Raw genomic sequence first — 773 nt, 5'->3', positions numbered from 1 at the left:
GCACATAACTACAAACACAGCGCGAACACCATTCCACCCGAACCAACTCACTGCCCCTCCAACCTACATCCCACCAGGGACGCACCGATACAACATCAACGACTTAACCATGCCAAACCCACTTACTAATCTCAGCCACGATTCAAAACTGCCCTCAGGCACCTGCCGAAACTCCCACCAAACGACCTCATCCCCAAGCACACTACCGCCCCCAGCTACCCGCCAATCCCAGCCACTCCAAACAACACCCGCCACGCAACAGCTCCTACCGCCTTGCCGCAAAAAGGTTTGCACCTTCAAGCTGCGCATACTCCAGACAAGCCCCAGTCAGATCGGCCCCTTCAAGGTCCGCTCCACGAAGATCCGCACGACTCAGATCGACGCCATTGAGCATCGCGCGCTTTAGGGATGCCCCCGCCAAGTCCATTGATGACATATCCGACCTACTTAGAATCGCATCATCAAAACATGCAGCCTTCGCCCAAGCCCCATGCAGCATTACGCCTGATGCTCTTACTCCCCTCATGGAAGCATCATTCAAATTAACTGCAAGCAGATAGGCTCCTTCCAAGTCGCAATCATCCAACACAGCATAATTCAACCAAGACCAATGAAGCCTGACACCAACCAAGCTCATCCCGCTGAGATCAATTCCGCGCAGATCGGCTCCAGCAGGAACTCCCTCCACACCAGGAAGTTCGCGCACCACATCCAACCAGTCTCCGCTATAAAGCCCCATACAGACCTGACGATAGACATCCAAGCCACTCGGA

General features: G+C 54.3%; 1 protein-coding gene. It reads right to left on the bottom strand.

The features are described from left to right. Positions 1-265: 265 nt before the first annotated feature. Positions 266-763, bottom strand: coding sequence for a pentapeptide repeat-containing protein (locus tag G4D83_RS22840; protein ID WP_163866930.1), 498 nt, complete (start codon positions 761-763; stop codon positions 266-268). Positions 764-773 lie beyond the last annotated feature (10 nt).

Source organism: Myxococcus eversor (genome assembly GCF_010894455.1).
GTDB classification, from domain to species: domain Bacteria; phylum Myxococcota; class Myxococcia; order Myxococcales; family Myxococcaceae; genus Myxococcus; species Myxococcus eversor.
This window is presented reverse-complemented; position numbering and strand designations above follow the sequence as displayed.